This window comes from Bacillus sp. LK2, assembly GCF_001043575.1.
GTDB classification, from domain to species: domain Bacteria; phylum Bacillota; class Bacilli; order Bacillales; family Bacillaceae_G; genus Bacillus_A; species Bacillus_A paramycoides.
The window spans coordinates 79,073-97,861 of record NZ_LDUK01000040.1 but is presented as its reverse complement, the minus strand read 5'-3'; the positions used below and the strand labels follow the sequence as shown (position 1 = coordinate 97,861).

Genomic DNA, 18,789 nt, shown 5'->3' with positions numbered 1-18,789 from the left:
AGAAGGGGTGAAAATCGCTTTTCAAAAATTCGTTTGGTATAATTATGGACAATCTATGAGGGCTAAAAGGGGTTTTGATATGAGATCAAAATTAGTAAAAGTAATTCTGCTTATTACAATTGCGTCTTTCTGTTTATTTGCATACGGTTTTGTTTCAGGTGTGAATGATGTATTAAATCCGAAGGCTTCAAAATTAATTACGAAAACTGACGTAGTGGAGAAAGAAAAGAAGAAAAATGGAACGTTACAAATAGTTAGCTTAGGTGATTCGTTAACGCGCGGCGTTGGTGATAAAGAAGGAATTGGCTATATTGGACGAATGAAAGAAGATTTACAAAAAGATTATAAACAAAAAGTTGCACTAACCAACTTAGCAGTTAGTGGTGCGAAAATGCCTGATTTATTAAAACAAATTGAAAGCAGCGGCGCTCAATATTCAATTAAGCAAGCCGATGTAATTGTTTTAACAATTGGAGGAAATGATTTATTCCCAGGATGGGAATCGCTCGGAAAGATAGATTTAGAGACGTATCGTCCTGATACTGAAACGTTTCAAAATGAAGCAAAGAAAATTATAGAAGAAATTCGTAAATTAAATACAGATAGCCCTATTTTTTGGTTAGGTTTATACAATCCTTTTGAGGATGTAGAAGATTTAAAAGGGTCATCGAATATAGTTGTTGATTGGAATGCTTCTTTAGAGAAGTTAGCATTAAATGATAAAAATGTATATATTACACCTACATTCGATTTATTCCAAAATCGTGGAAAAGATTTATTATACTCCGATCATTTTCATCCGAATGAAGTAGGTTACACATATATGGCAGAGCGATTAATCCAAAATGTTGTAAGTAAATTAAAACTAGAACAAGGAGGGATAAAATGACGACGATACTTTCCGTACGAGACGTGAAGAAGGTAATTGGAAAGAAAACGCTGGTAGAAAACATTTCGTTTGATGTAAAGCAAGGGGAAGTTTTCGGCTTCTTAGGACCAAACGGAGCTGGAAAAACAACAACTATTCGAATGTTAGTCGGACTTATTAAAGCGACAGAAGGTACTATATCTGTTGGTGGTTATTCTATTAAGGAAAATTTCAGAGAAGCGATGCGTCAAATTGGAAGTATCGTTGAAAACCCAGAGCTTTATACATATTTAACTGGATGGGAAAACTTAAAGCAATTTGCGCGTATGCTTGGTGATATACCCGACGAACGTATTAGTGAAATTGCGAAAATGGTTCATTTAGACGAGCGTATTCACGATAAGGTAAAAACATACTCCCTCGGTATGAAGCAGCGTCTCGGAATTGCACAGGCGCTTCTTGGAAATCCGAAATTACTTATATTAGATGAACCGACGAACGGTTTAGATCCAGCTGGAATTAGAGAACTGCGAGAATTTATACATAAGCTTGTAAAAGAAGAGAACATGAGTGTATTTATTTCGAGTCACCTATTAAGTGAAGTACAAATGATATGCGACCGTGTCGCTATTATTCATAAAGGGAAAATGATAACAGTTGCACCTATAGAAGAATTGATCAAAACGGCGAGTGATCGTGTAGAGTGGGTTGTTACACCGATTTCCAAGGCGAAAGACATGCTAGATGCCGCTGAGGAAATAGGGGAAGTTAGTATAGAAGATGAGCGTTTACTATGTCGTATGGATGTTACGTCTATTAATGTTTGGAATAAGCGTTTTGTAGAAAACGGGATAGATGTACATAGCGTTAAAGAGCTCGTATTTACGTTAGAAGATTTATTTATTGAACTCACAAGGGGTGAGCAACATGCGTGAATTTGCGAATCTAGTTTTAAACGAATCAGAAAAGATTTACCGTAAGAAACGTATTTTCGTTGTCATGCTTATTTTAGCAATTTTGATTCCACTTTTTGTGTACGCCCAGTATCGTGAAATAGAAACAACGCAAAAAAGACTCGGCACAACTGATTGGAAAGTATCGTTGCAACAACAAATTGTTGATTCTCAGAACCGTTTGAACAACTCAAGGTTGCCAGAAGAATGGCGTGATTGGTTAAAGGTGAGGGTGGAACAGCAACAATATTATTTGGATCATGATATTAATCCGACTGCACCAGGAGCCCCGACATTTGTGAGGGCGTTTATTGAACAAGGAATAACGTTATTTATTCCATTGCTCGTTATGATTGTCGCAATTGATATCGTTTCAGGAGAACGAAGTGATGGTACGATGAAAATGCTTCTTACAAGGCCGATTCGGCGCTGGAAAATACTCCTTAGTAAATATGTGACGATGTTATTTTTCATTTCGCTCATCTTGCTTCTTGTCGGTGTGTTTGCTTACGCATTATCGGGGCTTGTATTTGGATACTCAGGATGGAATTTGCCTGTTTTAACAGGATTCGTTATTGATAAGGAGACATTAAATACGAATTTTGTACATCTTATCCCGCAGTGGCAATACATATTAATGGCGTACGGACTAGCTTGGTTTGTTGCTATTGTGGTAGGAACTATATCATTTATGGTTTCTGTGTTAATTCGAAATACACCAGCTGGTATGGGCGTTATGTTAGCTGCATTAATTGCTGGCGGAATTTTGAGTTCTTTTGCAACGTCTTGGGAAGGTGCGAAATATATTTTTAGTGTCAACTTATCGCTAACGGATTATTTATCAGGAAAACTGCCTGCATTACAAGGGTTATCAATGGGGTTTTCCTTAATGAATTTAACCGTATGGGCAGTAGTTTCCCTTATTATTTCTTTCGTAGTATTTACAAAACAAGATATGGTGAATTAATTGGATAGGAAGTGAAGGTATGAAAAATACTTTACAGAATGATTGGGGTTCATTACTGGCATCAGAGTTTGAAAAGGAATATTATCAAACATTAGCCGGATTTTTGGAAGAAGAGTACAGTACGCATGTTATTTATCCAAAGATAGAAGACATTTTTAACGCTCTGCAGTATACAAGTTATGAAAATACAAAGGTTGTTATTTTAGGACAAGATCCGTATCACGGACCGAATCAAGCGCATGGTTTAAGCTTTTCTGTACAACCGGGTATAAAAACACCGCCATCGCTGTTAAATATGTATAAAGAACTGCGAGATGAATATGGCTATGAAATTCCGAATAATGGTTATTTAGTAAAGTGGGCAGAGCAAGGAGTATTATTATTAAATACTGTATTAACAGTTCGCCAAGGTGAGGCAAATTCTCATAAAGGGAAAGGATGGGAGCATTTCACAGATCGCGTGATTGAACTGCTAAATGAACGTGAAAAGCCAGTTATTTTCATATTGTGGGGACGCCATGCACAGGCGAAGAAAAAGTTAATTACGAATACGAATCATCATATTATTGAATCCGTACATCCAAGTCCATTATCAGCAAGACGTGGTTTCTTTGGAAGTAAGCCGTACTCTAAAGTAAATGAGATTTTATCTAATAGGGATGAAAAAGAAATCGATTGGCAAATTCCAAATATATAAACGCTAAAAAGGTAGCTAACAATTATTAACTACCTTTTTACTATTACTGTTCATTTTTAAGTTTTGCATCTAGTACAAAAGTGCCGAATGGGATAACTGATGCAGCAAGTGCGCCAAGTGCCCATAAAATTGATTTACGGTGTACGATTGTTACTTGAATTACCGCAAAGATGAATAGTATGAATAAGACACCATGAGCCATACCTGTAATTTTAACAGCTGTTGCAAACCCCGCGAAATATTTTAACGGCATTGCTACAAATAATAGTAATAGGAAAGAAATCCCCTCAATTAAGCCGATTGCTCTTAATCGTCCGATTGGTGTAGATAACATGAAATAGCCTCCTTTAACGTATGCTTGTATATAGTAAATTTGTATTCTTTTTCAAAATGAAATAGTCTATTTTGTTCCATTATATACAAAAAGAAAGTTTACACTACGAGAATAGTGCAAAGTTCAAAATATAGTCACAAAAGCATGGCAATTTAAACAAAAACCTATTTGAAGTATTTGACTTCAAATAGGTTTTATGAATGAAAATATTATACAAGCGCTTCGCTTTTTAGTACGAATTTCTCTACAACCTTTGCAACGCCATCGTTCATATTTGTATCTGTAACATAGTTTGCAATTTCTTTAATATCATCTGGTGCATTGCCCATTGCAACGCCAAGACCAGCGAATTCAATCATCGCTTGGTCGTTATAGCTATCACCCATTGCGATTACTTCTTCGCGTTTAATGCCAAGTGTTTGGATTAGTTGGTTTAGGCTCGTTCCCTTCGTAACACCATGCTCAGTAAATTCTAAGAAGAATGGTTTTGAGCGCATAACGCTTAATTGACCTTCTAGTTGTTTTTGTAGTTTCTTTTCTACCTCAACAAGGCGTTCAGCCTCTTTATTCATTAATACTTTTACTACAGGTTCTTTGACTGCAGCCTTGAAATTATCAACTTCAATAATTGGCATACCAGTAATTTCGCCCTCAATTTCAGTATAAGGATTATTTTCTTCTGTTACGATATCATCGCCAATATAAGTATGAATCCAAACGTCTTCATCTTTACTAATTTCAAATAGGTTGTGAACGATTTCAGGAGATAGAGTACTACTAAAGATTTCTTCATTTGTTTTACAGTTAATAATTTTTGCGCCGTTAAAAGATAGAATAAAGCTACCGTATTCTTCTAAACGAAGCTCTTTCGCGACGTTGCGCATACCAAACGTTGGACGCCCAGAAGCAAGTACAACTTTAACTCCTTGCTCTTGTGCTGTCATTAAAGCCTCTTTCGTACGAGGTGAAATTGTATGGTCATCGCGTAATAAAGTATCATCTAAATCTAAAACAATCATTTTATAAGTCATATGGGAAATTCCTTTCTTTGTTTAAATAGAAATAAATTTTTATGAAGGTATTGGGGAATATATAGTAAGACATCGAACCTCTTCGCATGAAATCAGGTGAAGTCTTGCATTGTTAGTATAAATTATCATGAGCGTGTTGCCCATGATAATTTATCATTATCGTAACAACTCTAAAGGTAGAGTGCAATAATGGAAGTTTTCCAATTTACGATAGTTGTTTTTCGTTAGAACGAGAAAATAGTATTTCCAGTAAGATAGCCATTACAGATCCAAGAACAAGACCATTACTCAAAAATGATGCTAAAAATGGTGGTAGTGTAGAAAAAGCCCCTGCTGGAACAAACATAACTCCGATTCCTGTAAAGATTGAAAGACCTGCTACTTTAAATAATTGTTCTTTATTTTGTACAGTGTCATATTCGCGAAAAGCGAGACCAATCATGCTTGCAAATACAGGATAAATTGCAGCATATCCAACTGCGACAGGGATTGCTGCAAAGAATGAAGTAATCTTTGGGAATATACTAACAAGAATAATAAAGCTTGACCCTAACATAAATGGGAGGCGTTTATAAATATTAGTCGTTGCGATAAACCCTGCTGATCCAGAAATGGCAACAGGACCAATGGCTGAAAATAGACCACCTAGTAATTGATTTATTCCTGTTATAATGCCAGCTTGTTTGAAGCGGTCTGAAGCGGCATCTTCTTCATACTTAGAAACAACCTTTTGTACAACGCGAATACTTGCTAACATATTTGTTAGAAGTAGTAGCGTGACGAAAACTACTGTAATTGCCATGTTCCATTCAATGCGGGGCATCCCGAAAACAAATAGCGATGGAAGACGAATTATATCTGTCACAGGTGTTACTGGATTAGATAATCCGAAGCACGCGAATAATATCCAGCCGCAGACGATACTGAAAAGAACGGAATATTGTCCAATAATAGGTAGCTTCATAATGAAAAAAGATAGTAAAATAACAATGAGTGAAAGAATAAATACCTTTGGCTGTACTTCTGTATGTTGTCCATCAAGGCCAAACATGCCTTTTAAGAAGGAGCCACTAAGTTGTGCGACAAGAAGGAATAAATACGTTCCAATTACTGTCGGTGTAAAGTAACGAACTAGTTTATCAATAAGTCCAAAAACACTAAGAATAATACAAATGATGCCACTTAATAGGAAAGCGTACTGAAGGACCTTAAGTGTTTCATTACTTGATCCAAATAATACGACACCTAAGCTTGCATAAAGGGAGAAAATTCCCCACCAAAGGCCTGCAGGGCCTTCTTGAATAGGAAGTTTATGACCGAATATAGCTTGTAAGAGGCCGGCAAAACCGAGAACAAATAATGTCCTTTGTACAAACGCGATAGCTTCAGCACCATCAAGACCGTAACTAGTTGCGACACTAATTGGTACAATAAGACTTCCAGCTAAAATAAATAGTGCCCATTGCAAGGCAGAAAGAAATAGCTTCATTAATATCAACCTCTTTCATAGATTCCGTTTCTAGTATATACGTATTTCATTTCCTCTGGCAAAGATTGTAGATAGAGAAAAGAGTTGAAACATAATATGAATGCACGTAAGCAATTATGGATAGCAGTTATATGTATGACCTTTGTTGTAATTCTAGGAACGCTAGGATTTATGACAATTGAAGAGATTAGCTTGTTTCAAGCATTTTGGATGACGATGATTACGGTATTAACTGTTGGATATGGTGATGCGGTTCCTGTGACACAGGCGGGAAAAGTTTTTGCGCTTCTTATTATACCTGTTGGTGTCGGTATCGTTACATATGCAATTGGGGTAGTAGCAGCTATGATTATTGAAGGGAATTTATTTCATGCAGTACGGAGGAAGAAGATGGATAAACAAATAGCACAGTTAGAAAATCATATTATAGTATGTGGTTGCGGAAGAGTAGGGCTTCAAGTTGTACATGAATTACAGGAAAAGAAAATCCCGTTTGTAGTTGTGGATAAAGATGGAAGTACATTCGAACAGGAAAAACTTTTATATGTACATGGAGATGCAACTGAAGATCACGTTTTACATAATGCTGGAATTTCAAAGGCAGCTGGTCTAGTTGCTATCGTAGCAAACGATGCTGAAAATGTATTTATTACATTAACGGCAAGAGGGCTCAATGATGCAATTAAAATAGTAGCAAGAGCTGAAAAACCAGAAACAGAAGAGAAATTACGGCGCGCTGGTGCAAATAAGGTTATTAATCCATCTAGTATGGCAGGAATTCATATAGCGAAAGGTATTGCGAATCCGTTAACAGTTCATTATATTGATACAGTATTGTATGGAGTGGAGCAATCATTTGTAATTGAAGAAATTCAAGTTGGTAAAGATTCTATCTTAGCCAATAAATCGTTACTAGAGAGTAATGTGAGAAATCAATTTGATGTAACGATTTTAGCGATTTTAAGAGATGGGGAAATTATCCACAATCCGACAGGGCAGGAAAAACTGCAAGAACATGATATGATAATAGTATTTGGTTCAGTTGAGAAACTGGGGCAATTTGAGAAAGAACTACAAAGTAAGAGGTGACAAGGAATGCAAGTATCTAGCGATAAGATTTTAAATAAAATGGCGAATGAAATTGCAAAGGCGAAAAGTAGTGAAGGACAGCAATCAAAAGAGCATTTATTAGTTGTACGTGCTTTATGTGATTTATTATTAGATGAACAAGTTGAGTCACATACGTATAGGGAACCACAAGTTCAATCACAAGTAATCGGATCTCAACCTATGACGACAGTTCAACCAGTTATGCCAGTTTCTGGAGAAAAAGTATATATAAAAGAAAATGATGCAAACGGTAATTCTTTATTTGATTTTTAAAAGTAAAATCGTTTGGCTTATATGTGAAAATTGCTTATGATAAAGGTAAAAAAGGGGAATTAAGATGAAAATTTTCTTTTTACTAGGTTGTATTGCAGCGGGACTATCTGTTGCATTAGGGGCTTTTGGAGCACATGGTTTAGAAAATAAAATTTCTGCAAAAATGTTAGAAGTGTGGAAGACGGGCGTTACATATCAAATGTTTCATGCAGGGGGATTATTCGTAGTTGCTTTATTAATGGATAAGATTCAATCGTCGCTTTTAAGCACTGCTGGTTGGCTTATGGTAGCCGGGATTATTATGTTCTCAGGCAGTCTTTATGCATTAAGTACGACAGGCATTAAGTTCTTTGGTCCAATTACACCGCTTGGTGGTGTAGCGTTTATTGTGGCGTGGATTTTAGTCGGAACTGCAGTTGTAAAAGGGTTATAAAAAAACAAAAGCTGGCATTTGCCAGCTTTTTTTTATGACCTTGGAGCATAAGTTGCTTGTTGACCAGGTAAATACGCAATTTCTCCTGGGAATTCTACATAATCTAAGTAAATCATTAGTAGTAAATAGCGCTTTCCAGATTTTGGTTCACTAATAACGATATGATCACGGCCAGCTGCCTCGATAATCCCTGTATAAGATTGTGTACCAAGCGAACTACCACGTTCATAAGTCATTACAACTGTAGCTGGTTTACCCTTGTTTAAACGAAGGATATTTTCAATATACGATTGCTCTATTGGCAGCATACCTTGAGACACTGCATATTGAGCTTGAGCAGCTTGTTGTTGCATTGCTTGCTGTTGCTGTTGTTGCTGTTGTTGCTGTTGTGGAGTCATTTGTTGCGGTTGCATATAAGTTCCAGATGGTTGATAAAAACCTGTTCCGTTGTATGGATTTTGTTGCTGTGCCATTTAAAAATCCCTCCTCATTTTCATTCCTTAATATACGCTAGGACAATCCTCACCAGATGGCTGGAAGAAGCAATGCTTTTTAAAGCGACCAGAATTTTGTTGGTTATACCAAGTTGGTGGACAAGGACCTTCAGGTCTAAAAAACCATAGGGCAAAATTGGCAGGCCAAAAACGTTGTCCTTGAATGGTTCGCCGCGCTAAGGCGATATCTTGTTCCCTTGCTCGTTGATAAAAGTACCCTTTTTGAGTTGCCTCAAAACCACCAGGATTTTGATAAACCATTTGACGTAAATTACGTATTTTTTTAAAATCTAAACAATTTCCGCGGACACGATTTACGCCAACGTTTCCGACCATCAGCATACCTTGTTGCCCTTCTCCTTCGGCCTCAGCACGCATGAGTCTAGCTAATAACTTAACATCTTCTTCTGTATAAGCAATAACGCCCATTATGTGTCACCTCTCTTTTGGGAATGCATTGTAGAAAGAGGTTTATTTCTAGATGAAGTGTGGAACAATTACTAGTTCATACGTATGAGAAAAAGGACCTAGATATGACAACCAAACAAAGTTTTATATTTAGAGGGGAAAATAAAAAAAAGCTAGCGCGGGCTAGCTTTTTTTATTAAAACACTTTAGACCATAAGCCTGAGAAGAAATCACCAACGGAACGCATTGTTAAAACGAACCAATTTGCTTTTTCTACTTCTTCAGTCGTTTTTGCAGTAACTTTCATACTTTTGTTTCCGTCTAAGAAACCGTATTTATCAGTTGATTCTAAAACGATTGAACCTACTTTTGCATCTTTTTTAATAGGAGCGACTAAATTTCCATCTTCAGCGAGTGATTTATCGGCTTCAGCTGAAATTTTGTAAGATGGTGTGTTACCTTTTGCAGTAACTACTGTCACTTCTTTTTCTGGTGCAACTGTTACGTAGTCTTCTTTTCCTTTTACTACAGAAATTTTGTTGTTTTTATCTATTTTTAGTTTTTGTTTTTCGAAGTTATTAAATCCATATTCAATTAATGCGCGAGATTCTGTGAAACGTTCGTCCATTGATTTCGTTTTAATAATAACAGAAATAAGACGTAAATCACCGCGTTTTGCTGTAATGGTAAAACCATAGCCGGCTGTATCGGAACTTCCTGTTTTTAAACCATCTGATCCTTCGTAAGCAAAGGCAGCACCTGGTAACATCCAATTCCAATTTTCCATACGAATTGGTTTTGGATGATTATCTGGGAAGTTTCTAAATCTTTGTTTTGTATCCTCTAGCATTTCTGGATACTTTGTAATAATTGTTTTTGAAAGAATACCCATATCGCGAGCTGATAAAGAGTTTTCTCCATTCGGATCAGTTCCTTCAGGATGTTTTCCTTTTAAATCAGCATTATTTAATCCAGTAGCGTTTACAAATTTATATTTCTTTAACCCTAGTTTTTTCGCATGTTCATTTGCAACATTTAAGAAGTTTTTCTCGCTTCCTGCAAGAAGTTCCGCTAAAGCAATACTAGATCCATTCGCAGAAAAGATAACAATAGAATGATATAATTCTCTTACCGTATATTGGCGTCCTTTCTCAAATGGAACGTTAGAGAATTCATTATTACGTGAGACTTCGTAAGCATAATCAGAGATGTTTACTTTCGTATCCCAAGTAATTTTACCTTCCTTAATCGCTTCTAAAACGGCATAAACAACAATTAATTTTGACATACTAGCGATAGCTAGTAATTCATCTGGATTTTGTTCATGCAGTATTTTTCCTGTATCTGCATCAAATAGAAGTGCAGCAGCTGCCTCTATATGTATTTTTTCTTCCGCATGGGATGTTGTTACTCCTAAGGAAGAAAATGACAATAAAAGCAATAGTAAAATAGACAAGATTTTCTTCATATACATTATCACCTTCGCATCGTTATTAGCATATAGCTCGTACCATTTTAGCATAAATTTGGATATTGGAAGGTTACAATTTTGCAAGAAATTCGAAAAAATGTCTATTTTTGTTGATAATTGATGAAAAAAGGGGATTTTCGGGAGAAATATATTAAATATGAAAAAAAGGAACGAATTTCGTTCCTTTTTCGATATTATACGTGTAAAAATTTCGCTACTTTTTCGTCTGGTAAAATGTTTCCGACAAAGAATGTACCAAATTCACCGTAGCGGGCACTTACTTCATCGAAGCGCATTTCATATATAAGTTTCTTAAATTGAAGAACATCGTCAGCGAATAATGTTACACCCCACTCAAAATCGTCGAATCCGACTGAGCCTGAAATAACTTGGCGTACTTTACCTGCGTACTGGCGACCGATTTTGCTATGACTGTACATAAGTTTCTTACGTTCTTCCATAGGAAGCATGTACCAGTTGTCATTACCTTGGCGACGCTTGTCCATTGGATAGAAACAAATGTGATTTGCTTTCGGTAACTCAGGATATAAGCGAGCTAAGATTTGTGGGTTTTGGTATGGATCTTCATCAGCTGGAAGGTAGTTACTTAGTTCAACAACAGATACGTAAGAATATGCAGGAACCATATATTCAGCTAATGTTGTTTTATTTAATTCTGTCTCAATTTCATTTAACTCTTCCATTGTTGGACGCAAGATCATAAGCATAATATCTGCTTTTTGACCAACAACCGTATACATTGCATGGCTACCTTTTTTTGCAGTAGCTACTTCGTTCCATTTTTCAACGACATTTAAAAATTCAGACACTGCTTGTCCGCGTTCGTCGCTAGATAATGTTTTCCATGCTGCCCAATCAATAGAACGTAAATCATGTAAACAATACCAGCCATCTAACGTTGTTGTTGCTTCACTCATTCTATTCACCTCAGTTAATGATATTTTACACGTTAACTATAGCATATATAGGTTTAAAATCATCTATATAAAGTTTCGACGCATAAAATTGTCACATTTATATGTAATGAAAAACGGGAGAAAATAAGGCTTAAATAGGCTTTATTTCTAGGCTGAATTTTATGAAAATATAATCATTTTTATTTTATCTATTTTTTGGGGGCTATAAGTTTAAAATATAGATGAAAAGAAGTATTCTTAAAGGTAGAGTTTTTTAACATTTGTAGGAGGGTTTATTCGTGAGCAATTTATTTACAACAGTAAAAGAAAAAGTTCAAGGAAAAGGCATTTCTATCGTACTTCCTGAAGGAACTGATGAAAGAATTTTAGGCGCTGCAGAGCGTTTAGCAAAAGAAGAACTAGTAAAACCAATTTTAGTTGGTAATAAAGAAGAAATTAGCGCGAAAGCTGCTAGCATGAACTTAACATTAGCAGGCGTTGATATTTACGATCCAGCTACATACGAAGAAATGGATGCAATGGTAGCATCTTTCGTTGAACGCCGTAAAGGTAAAGCAACAGAAGAAGACGCTCGCAAAATCCTTAAAGACGAAAACTACTTCGGTACAATGCTTGTATACATGGGCAAAGCACACGGTTTAGTAAGTGGTGCAGCTCATTCTACAGCTGATACAGTTCGTCCAGCACTTCAAATTATTAAAACAAAACCAGGCGTTACAAAAACTTCTGGCGTATTCATCATGGTACGTGAAGAAGAGAAATATGTATTCGCTGATTGCGCAATTAACATTGCACCAAACAGCCAAGATTTAGCTGAAATTGGTATCGAAAGTGCGAAAACTGCTGAACTATTCGGTATTGATCCACGCGTTGCTATGTTAAGCTTCTCTACAAAAGGTTCTGCGAAATCTCCAGAAACAGAAAAAGTTGTAGAAGCAACTCGCATTGCAAAAGAAATGGCTCCTGAATTAACTTTAGATGGAGAATTCCAATTCGATGCGGCATTCGTACCATCTGTAGCTGAGAAAAAAGCTCCAGGTTCTACAATTAAAGGTGATGCTAACGTATTCGTATTCCCAAGCTTAGAAGCTGGTAATATCGGTTACAAAATCGCTCAACGTTTAGGTAACTTCGAAGCAGTAGGACCAATCTTACAAGGTTTAAACATGCCTGTAAACGACCTATCTCGTGGATGTAACGAAGAAGAAGTGTACAAGTTAGCTTTAATTACAGCGGCTCAAGCACTTTAATTTTATAACGAATTGATATGAAAAATGACCATCCTATTTCGTGTATAACGGAATAGGATGGTCATTTTTGTTTTTTATTAAAGAATTAAGTAGTTTTAAATTATTAGGGGATATATATAATTTCAATAAGGGGAGGGAGCACGATGACAGTACATTATTTTATTGCTGCGGATAAAGAATTACCAGCAGTGAATGTAGGAATGGATGAAGGGGATAAAAATATAGAACCGTTTTTTATTAATTTATATGAAGAAGAGTTCGTAGAGATAGTTACATTAGAAACGAACTATGAGCCAATAAGAAAGCATTTTAATAAAATGTTTGTATACGAAATATATGGGTATTTATCTAGACCAGGCGGAAGTGTAAGGACATTATTTAATTACATAAATTGCAATTTAAACGATGGTGAAGAAATAGAAATCTATAGTTGTCTAGATGGAGAAGAAGCACACGAAAAAGATGATATGTTACAAATTACAATCGACTTGAAGAATCTTCAATTTGGTAAACATATTAAACTAAATAAGAAAAAATATATTGAGCAATTAGGGGATACATTTTTCTTAGAAGATAAACAATTTGTTGTGGTTAAGAAATAAAAGCATTTATATAAAAAATAGAAACCGTCGCTATTATAGCGACGGTTTCTATTTTTCTAAGCCAAGTGCCTTATTGTTACGATCAATAATACGTTGTAAATTCGTCTCGTATAAAGGAATTTCATCTAATGTTAGCTGAGATGGTGTTAACTTTGGAGCGAATTGCTGCAACGTTTTTAAAAGACGCATCATTAAATCTTGCACTGTAATTGTTTCGCCAAGTAATTCAGATAGTGAAGCCATCGTGCTCGGCACAATTTCAGGATACGTAAATCGCGTTTCTTCTCCTTGAATTGCTACGTTGTAAAAATCACGAACGAGTGCGGCACGCTCAGAACCGCTTCCTGTAGCACATAGGTAAATTTGTACAGCAACGCCACCGCGAATACGGCGTTGTGAAATACCAGCGAATTTTTGATTACGAATACTTAAATCGTAGCTACCAGGACAGTAAGAACCAACAATTTCTTTTGCCTCGATAGTAACATCGTAATCGTTTAACATTTCCTTAATTAAATGCCACATCGTATCGTACCCAAGATCAATATCAATACCTTTTTCTGTTTCTTGGAATAAAAGTGATACGTTTAAAACACCTTCATCAAGTACGACCGCAAGTCCACCAGAATTACGAACGATAACATTAAAGTTGTTTTGTTTTAAAAAGGAAATACCTTCTTCTAAATGTGGTAGGCGTGAATCTTGAATGCCTAGAACAATTGTATTGTGATGAACCCAAGAGCGCATTGTTGCAGCTGATTCGCCATTTCCAATACTTGTGCATAATGTGTCATCCATTGCGAATGACTGCAATGCATGGAATGTTGGTCCTAAACTAGACTGATCCACAATACGCCACTCTGGCTGAGATAAAATCGAACGGGAATTGCTCATTTAACTAACCCCTTATCTTTAAAATGACAATCTCTATTATAGCAAAAAAGAGGGAAGAAGGTTTTGGAAAGGAATCTTCTTGGCTAAGAATGATAAAGGGGGATTCTAAATTCGAAGAAGCATACATAGTTGAAGTGAAATAAAAAAGGATGCACATATGCATCCTTTTTATTCTGCGATTTTTTCTAAATTACCGTTTCGATCCATTCGGAAAGATGTTTGTGAGCGTTCCTCATCATCCATTACTGCCAATTTGCGAGCTCGGTTCATAATATTCATAAGTGTTTCGTAATCTTCTTGTACAGTATGAGATTGCTTTTCTAATTTTTCTAGTTTCTTTTCTAGTTCTTCATTTCGTAGCATTTGCGCTTTTATTTCTTGTTTCAATCTCGTATTCTCGTTTTCAAGAGCTGTTACTTTTATATTTGAAGATCCAACTGTTTGTAAAAAGTAAATAACATCTTGCATTGTTATTGAGCTTTTTGAAGCAGGAACAGTCGGTTCTTGATATGGGATAGTTTCTTTATATTGAACAGCTGTTTCGTATGGTACTAGTTCTTCATAATCATTTACCGCTTCTGAAGCTGGTGGTGTATAAAGTAAACGTTTTTTTGCTTGTTCACCGCTCGCAGCACGCATTTTATCTTTACGATGTTTTTTTGCTAGTTGAAGAGCTTGTTCATAGCTATAGCGAACAACAGCATTCCAGCGAAAACCACAAGCAGCTGATGTACGATTTAACTGATCTCCTACTTCTTCAAATGCATTTAATTGAGTACTTCCTTCTCGAACATGGCGAAGTACCGTTTCAGCAAGTAATAAATCGTCCTCGTCTGTCCAAGCATCTTGTCTCACTTTCATAGATTCAACTCCCTTTCTTTTTATGAACTTCCTATTTTTATAATGGGCAAAAAAACGAGCTTTTATACAAAGCTTTTAAAAATATGGTAGATTTCGATGAAGGGAAGAAATTTTGTCGTGAATGATGAAAGCACTTGTAGGAGAAAATATACATAATATGTAGCTTTACATAAGGGTAGAGCTATATGGGGAGACTTGCAACAAGCCTCAAAGAGCGGTAAAATACCATTTAGTGTTTATTTTTAAATGTACTTGTGAAAAGTTTAAAATAGAGGAAGTGTTATATAGTGGGAAACGAATTTCGTGTGTGCGATGATTGTCAGGCGACGAATGTTAAAACGTTAATTCCGAAGTTAAAAAAGGTAGATTCATGTGCAACGATTGAAGTTGGATGTCAATCATACTGCGGTCCTGGTCGTAAAAAATCATTTGCATTTGTAAATAATCGTCCAGTTGCAGCACCAACAGAAGATGAATTAATTTTAAAAATTGAAGCGAAGTTAAATAAGTAAGAAAAAGAAGAGTGAACAGATTACTCTTCTTTTTTTATGATTATAAAACGAGATGGGATATTAAATGAGGATTTTGTATAGGTTCGTATTTCAAAATAATGGTTGACAGCCTTTTGGAGCGGTAGGTAGAATAGAAAGTGTGATTCTGAGAATCATTATCAAGAAAGGGTCGATTCACCTATTTTTTTTATTACTATTTGAGAATAAATTTCATTTCAATAAATATATGTGTTGGTTAGGATGGTTGAGGGATGGAAGCGAGCGCAAGGAGTATAGAGCAGCAAGAAGTGAATGTTAAAGAGATTAAGAGCAGACCGCTCATTGCTTCTATTATATTAATAGTGGGCACAATTTTGTTAGCTTTAAGTATGGCGGTTTCTATTTCGTTTGGTGCAGCAGATATTAGTTTAAAGACTGTATGGCAAGCTGTGTTCCAGTTTGACGGTTCTATAACGCACCATAACGTAATTCAAGAATTACGCATGCCTAGAGCAATAGGGGGCGTAGTTGCAGGTGCCTTTTTAGCGGTATCAGGAGCAATTATGCAAGGCATGACACGAAATCCACTTGCATCACCATCGTTAATGGGAATTACAGATGGAGCTGTATTTGGAATTGCAATTATGTATGCATTTTTCCCTAATTCACCCTATTTAATGTTTGTTATCGCATCTTTTATTGGAGCTGCGTTTGGTGCGAGCATTGTATATGGTATTGGGTCTTCTTCACCAGGTGGATTAACGCCTGTAAAATTAGCCTTAGCTGGTGCGGCAATTAGTGCTTTATTAGGGGCAATTTCATCTGGAATTGCACTGTACTTCAACCTTGCCCAAGAGGTAAGTATGTGGAATGCAGGCGGTGTTGCCGGAGTGAAATGGCAAAGTATTAATATGTTAGTGCCGATTGGTCTAGTTTGTCTCATTATTGCAATTATGATGTCGAGATATATTACCATTTTAAGCTTTGGTGAAGAAATCGCGATTGGACTTGGTCAAAATACGACATTAATTAAATTTATCGGAACAGTACTTGTTCTTGTATTAACAGGTTCTGCAGTTTCTATGGCAGGATCGGTTGGATTCGTTGGACTTGTAATTCCGCATATGACTCGTTTCCTTGTAGGCTCAGACTATAGATGGGTTATCCCGTGTTCTGCGGTCTTAGGTGGATTGTTAATTGAATGTGCAGATATGTTATCTCGTATTATTAATCCACCATTTGAAACCCCAATTGGAGCAATTACAGCGCTAATTGGGGTTCCATTCTTCCTCTACTTAGCACGTAACGAAGGGAGAGGAAAAATGTGAGGACGAGTGTCTTAACAAAAAAGAATATTTCAATTTTAACGATTTTAGTAGGATTAATCGTTGCTGTATTTTTAGTAAGCTTAAATACAGGAACATTTAAAATACCTCCAATGGATGTATTAAAGTCATTAGTTGGATTAGGTGCAGAAGATCAGTCTGTTATTTTATTTGAATTTCGTATGCCACGTATGGTTATTGCTATATTAGTTGGTTCTGCATTAGCTATGTCAGGAGCGATTTTGCAAGGTTTATCACGAAATCCACTCGCTGATCCAGGTATTATAGGTATTAACGCTGGAGCGGGATTAACAGTTGTTGTATTCGTCTACTTTTTCTTTGGAAAAGTTGGAACTGGTACACTTTTATCTGTATTTATCCTTCCATTCTTCGCGCTAGTTGGAGCGATATTAGCAGCGGTTATTATTTATTTACTCGCATGGAAAGATGGCGTTTCATCGACTCGATTAATACTTGTAGGTATCGCGGTTGCAGCGGGATTTGGAGCTGTTAGTTTAATTTTCTCTATGAAGATGACATCTAACGATTTCCGCTTTGCCACGATTTGGCTAGCGGGAAGTCTGTGGGGTACAGATTGGAAATTCGTACTAAGTGTACTTCCGTGGATGGTTATTTTCTTACCACTTGCCATTAGTAAAGCGCACATATTAAATGTAATGAATTTAGGCGACTCTACAGCAGTTGGCCTTGGCGTAAACGTAGAAAAGGAAAGACGTAAATTATTATTTATTGCAGTTTGTTTAGCTGGCGCATCTGTTGCTGTTGCGGGCGGAATCGGCTTTATCGGTTTAATGGCTCCGCATTTAGCGAGACGCCTCGTTGGTGGTAAACATCAAATTATGTTACCAACAGCTGCATTAATAGGAACGTTCTTGCTTTTATTTGCAGATGTAATTTCAAGAAGTGTGTTACCAACTTCAGAAATACCGGTCGGTCTTGTTATTTCTGTAATTGGCGCACCATATTTCATATATTTACTTATGAGGACAAAATAAAGGGAGGCTTTTTGTATGGCAACTTTAGCAGTTGATTCGGTATCTGTTGGCTATAATGAAGGGTTAATTATAGATGGATTAACAGTTGAAATTCCGGAAGGGAAAATTACAACGATTATTGGACCAAATGGTTGTGGGAAATCCACATTATTAAAAACGGCTTCTCGTATTTTGAAAGCAAAACGAGGTACTGTTTATCTTGATGGAAAAGCAATTGAGAAACAGCCAACAAAAGAAATCGCAAAGAAAATGGCGATCTTACCACAAACTGCAGAAGTGCCAACGGGCCTTACTGTGTTTGAACTTGTTTCATATGGACGTTTTCCTCATCAAAAAGGATTTGGAACATTGAAAGAAGAGGATTATCGCTACATTCATTGGGCACTTGAAGTGACGGGAATGACAGAATTCGCAAATCGTCCAGCAGAAGCTTTATCAGGTGGTCAGCGTCAACGTGTATGGATTGCGATGGCTCTTGCACAAGGAACAGATTTACTCGTGTTAGATGAACCAACAACATACTTAGATATGGCTCATCAACTTGAAGTATTAAACTTACTGAAGAAGTTAAACCAAGAAGAAGGTAGAACGATTGTTATGGTCATTCACGATTTAAATCATGCTTCTCGTTTCTCTGATCATATGATTGCATTAAAAGCTGGGAAGTTAATGAAACAAGGAACACCAGATGAAGTTATGACAAGTGAAACGCTTCGTAATGTATTTGAGATTGAAGCGCAAATCGTTCCATGTCCAGTAAACTGTAAACCAATTTGCTTAACATACGATTTAACGATGATTAGTAATCAATTGCGTAAAAAAGCATAATTAATAGAATGTCCCCCTCTTAAAGAGGTAAGAGGGGGGGATTCTAATGGACGTTG

22 protein-coding genes are annotated in these 18,789 nt (G+C 36.4%); 13 read left to right on the top strand and 9 right to left on the bottom strand.

Features of this window, described 5'->3' with window-relative positions; all coding sequences use genetic code 11:
* Positions 1-7 precede the first annotated feature (7 nt).
* The 4 genes from VK90_RS20980 to VK90_RS20965 are packed head-to-tail and all read left to right on the top strand — an operon-like array spanning position 8 to position 3,485.
* Positions 8-889, top strand: coding sequence for an SGNH/GDSL hydrolase family protein (locus VK90_RS20980; RefSeq protein WP_141548796.1), 882 nt, complete (start codon positions 8-10; stop codon positions 887-889).
* A complete protein-coding gene (locus VK90_RS20975; protein ID WP_002174430.1) occupies positions 886-1,803 on the top strand; it encodes an ABC transporter ATP-binding protein in 918 nt (305 codons plus the stop codon). Before VK90_RS20980 ends, VK90_RS20975 begins: the two co-directional genes overlap by 4 nt.
* On the top strand, positions 1,796-2,788 hold the full coding sequence (locus tag VK90_RS20970) for an ABC transporter permease (protein WP_002174429.1): 993 nt from the start codon (positions 1,796-1,798) through the stop codon (positions 2,786-2,788). Before VK90_RS20975 ends, VK90_RS20970 begins: the two co-directional genes overlap by 8 nt.
* Positions 2,789-2,807: 19 nt before the next feature.
* Positions 2,808-3,485, top strand: coding sequence for a uracil-DNA glycosylase (locus VK90_RS20965; RefSeq protein ID WP_048374939.1), 678 nt, complete (start codon positions 2,808-2,810; stop codon positions 3,483-3,485).
* Between the two features lie 43 nt (positions 3,486-3,528).
* Here VK90_RS20965 and VK90_RS20960 read toward each other — a convergent pair whose 3' ends face one another.
* The 3 genes from VK90_RS20960 to VK90_RS20950 all read right to left on the bottom strand — a co-directional run bounded on the left by VK90_RS20960 (position 3,529) and on the right by VK90_RS20950 (position 6,339).
* Positions 3,529-3,819 (bottom strand): DUF3817 domain-containing protein, encoded by a 291-nt coding sequence (locus VK90_RS20960; RefSeq protein ID WP_002174427.1) that lies wholly within the window; start codon positions 3,817-3,819, stop codon positions 3,529-3,531.
* A 209-nt stretch (positions 3,820-4,028) separates the two neighbouring features.
* Positions 4,029-4,850 carry a Cof-type HAD-IIB family hydrolase gene (locus VK90_RS20955; RefSeq protein WP_025147002.1) on the bottom strand — a complete coding sequence of 274 codons (822 nt, stop codon included), beginning with the start codon at positions 4,848-4,850 and terminating at the stop codon, positions 4,029-4,031.
* 205 nt (positions 4,851-5,055) lie between these two features.
* Positions 5,056-6,339: a purine/pyrimidine permease gene (locus VK90_RS20950; RefSeq protein WP_048374937.1), complete on the bottom strand. Its 1,284-nt coding sequence runs from the start codon at positions 6,337-6,339 to the stop codon at positions 5,056-5,058.
* A 96-nt stretch (positions 6,340-6,435) separates the two neighbouring features.
* Between VK90_RS20950 and VK90_RS20945 the strand changes: the two genes are divergently transcribed.
* The 3 genes from VK90_RS20945 (at position 6,436) to VK90_RS20935 (ending at position 8,155) form a co-directional block, all read left to right on the top strand.
* A complete protein-coding gene (locus tag VK90_RS20945; protein ID WP_048374935.1) occupies positions 6,436-7,428 on the top strand; it encodes a potassium channel family protein in 993 nt (330 codons plus the stop codon).
* A gap of 6 nt (positions 7,429-7,434) precedes the next feature.
* A complete protein-coding gene (locus tag VK90_RS20940) occupies positions 7,435-7,722 on the top strand; it encodes a YwdI family protein (RefSeq protein WP_002174423.1) in 288 nt (95 codons plus the stop codon).
* A 64-nt stretch (positions 7,723-7,786) separates the two neighbouring features.
* Entirely contained in the window at positions 7,787-8,155 is a 369-nt protein-coding gene (locus VK90_RS20935) for a DUF423 domain-containing protein (RefSeq protein ID WP_048374933.1), read from the top strand.
* A gap of 32 nt (positions 8,156-8,187) precedes the next feature.
* Here VK90_RS20935 and gerQ read toward each other — a convergent pair whose 3' ends face one another.
* From gerQ to hemQ, 4 genes are all read right to left on the bottom strand, one after another.
* On the bottom strand, positions 8,188-8,628 hold the full coding sequence (gene gerQ, locus VK90_RS20930) for a spore coat protein GerQ (RefSeq protein WP_048374931.1): 441 nt from the start codon (positions 8,626-8,628) through the stop codon (positions 8,188-8,190).
* A gap of 27 nt (positions 8,629-8,655) precedes the next feature.
* The gene (gene cwlJ, locus VK90_RS20925) at positions 8,656-9,078 is read right to left on the bottom strand and encodes a cell wall hydrolase CwlJ (protein WP_048374929.1); all 423 of its coding nucleotides are present in this window, start codon (positions 9,076-9,078) and stop codon (positions 8,656-8,658) included.
* 175 nt (positions 9,079-9,253) lie between these two features.
* Positions 9,254-10,531: a serine hydrolase gene (locus VK90_RS20920; RefSeq protein WP_048374927.1), complete on the bottom strand. Its 1,278-nt coding sequence runs from the start codon at positions 10,529-10,531 to the stop codon at positions 9,254-9,256.
* 191 nt (positions 10,532-10,722) lie between these two features.
* Complete coding sequence (hemQ, locus tag VK90_RS20915; RefSeq protein WP_025147009.1) at positions 10,723-11,466, bottom strand: hydrogen peroxide-dependent heme synthase; 744 nt, start codon at positions 11,464-11,466, stop codon at positions 10,723-10,725.
* 278 nt (positions 11,467-11,744) lie between these two features.
* On the opposite strand from hemQ, the gene pta reads away from it, so the two are divergent.
* Entirely contained in the window at positions 11,745-12,716 is a 972-nt protein-coding gene (gene pta, locus VK90_RS20910; RefSeq protein ID WP_000067215.1) for a phosphate acetyltransferase, read from the top strand.
* A gap of 143 nt (positions 12,717-12,859) precedes the next feature.
* On the top strand, positions 12,860-13,318 hold the full coding sequence (locus VK90_RS20905) for a hypothetical protein (protein WP_048374924.1): 459 nt from the start codon (positions 12,860-12,862) through the stop codon (positions 13,316-13,318).
* A gap of 48 nt (positions 13,319-13,366) precedes the next feature.
* On the opposite strand, the gene VK90_RS20900 is transcribed toward VK90_RS20905, so the two are convergent.
* Together VK90_RS20900 and VK90_RS20895 are read right to left on the bottom strand one after the other, a co-directional pair.
* A complete protein-coding gene (locus VK90_RS20900; protein ID WP_048374923.1) occupies positions 13,367-14,212 on the bottom strand; it encodes a lipoate--protein ligase family protein in 846 nt (281 codons plus the stop codon).
* A 168-nt stretch (positions 14,213-14,380) separates the two neighbouring features.
* Positions 14,381-15,073 (bottom strand): RsfA family transcriptional regulator, encoded by a 693-nt coding sequence (locus tag VK90_RS20895; RefSeq protein ID WP_048374921.1) that lies wholly within the window; start codon positions 15,071-15,073, stop codon positions 14,381-14,383.
* A 287-nt stretch (positions 15,074-15,360) separates the two neighbouring features.
* On the opposite strand from VK90_RS20895, the gene VK90_RS20890 reads away from it, so the two are divergent.
* From VK90_RS20890 to VK90_RS20875, 4 genes are all read left to right on the top strand, one after another.
* Entirely contained in the window at positions 15,361-15,585 is a 225-nt protein-coding gene (locus VK90_RS20890; RefSeq protein WP_048374919.1) for a DUF1450 domain-containing protein, read from the top strand.
* Between the two features lie 251 nt (positions 15,586-15,836).
* Positions 15,837-16,892, top strand: coding sequence for a FecCD family ABC transporter permease (locus VK90_RS20885; RefSeq protein WP_048374917.1), 1,056 nt, complete (start codon positions 15,837-15,839; stop codon positions 16,890-16,892).
* A complete protein-coding gene (locus tag VK90_RS20880) occupies positions 16,889-17,905 on the top strand; it encodes a FecCD family ABC transporter permease (RefSeq protein WP_048374916.1) in 1,017 nt (338 codons plus the stop codon). The genes VK90_RS20885 and VK90_RS20880 overlap by 4 nt, the downstream gene beginning before the upstream one ends.
* 15 nt (positions 17,906-17,920) lie before the next feature.
* Entirely contained in the window at positions 17,921-18,733 is an 813-nt protein-coding gene (locus tag VK90_RS20875) for an ABC transporter ATP-binding protein (RefSeq protein WP_002174412.1), read from the top strand.
* Positions 18,734-18,789 lie beyond the last annotated feature (56 nt).